Raw genomic sequence first — 773 nt, forward strand, 5'->3', positions numbered from 1 at the left:
CGTGTAAGCGGTTTTACCAATTATATCACCAATTATCCGGATATTGAAGTTGTGGAGATTGTTTATCAGGATCAGGTAGATGATATGACAGCTGCCATGCAGGAGGTTCTTGACAAATATCCGCAGCTGGACGGTGTTTTCTGCGATAATGCAGATATTGCCGATCTGTATCTGGACATGAAAAAGGATGAGACAAAGGATTCCATTGTGATGGTTGGTGTGGATGCCACAGCGAAACAACAGGAGGCTATCTGGAATAGTAAAGAGGTCGGCGTGGTTTCCCAGCAGCCTTACGCGATGGGATATCAGACCATCTGGACAGCACTTTTGACTACAGCACCAAAGAAGAGTGTGGAAATCAAGCGGAATGTGCGTATCGACCCGGCATGGATTGATTCCTCAAACATTGATGATCCTACATACAGTTCTTATTTGTATGCAAATTAAAACAGCTTTCATAAGAGGCACGTCATAATTTTCAGGAATGATTTCACAAACACGCTCTACGAATTTGGGCAAAATATGCTGCAAACCGGGGCGTGCAGATTGCGAGAATGATTTTACAAATACACTCTAAAATAAGATAGAGCGGTTCATAAGAAACTATGAAAGAGAAACTGCTTTGTACAGCATGAATTTACCAGGAATGGGAATGCTGATACAAGGCGGTTTTTTGCATATCAAAGGATATTGCAGCTAGAGCGTGTTTGAAAAACATTCTAAGTTGTTCATTTTAACCAAATTAATATTGAGGCAATGCATATAATTCCTAA

General features: G+C 40.8%; 2 protein-coding genes. Both read left to right on the forward strand.

Annotation, left to right across the window (positions count from 1 at the left end; all coding sequences use genetic code 11):
- A partial coding sequence (locus AB5170_RS19135) for a substrate-binding domain-containing protein (protein WP_368365137.1) occupies positions 1-447 on the forward strand: 447 nt, incomplete at its 5' end.
- 62 nt (positions 448-509) lie between these two features.
- Positions 510-587, forward strand: coding sequence for a hypothetical protein (locus tag AB5170_RS19140; RefSeq protein ID WP_368361887.1), 78 nt, complete (start codon positions 510-512; stop codon positions 585-587).
- Positions 588-773 lie beyond the last annotated feature (186 nt).

The organism is Ruminococcus sp. RTP21484sp1_RTP21281st1_A8_RTP21281_210402, from assembly GCF_040914025.1.
In the GTDB taxonomy this organism is placed as follows: domain Bacteria; phylum Bacillota; class Clostridia; order Lachnospirales; family Lachnospiraceae; genus Blautia_A; species Blautia_A faecis.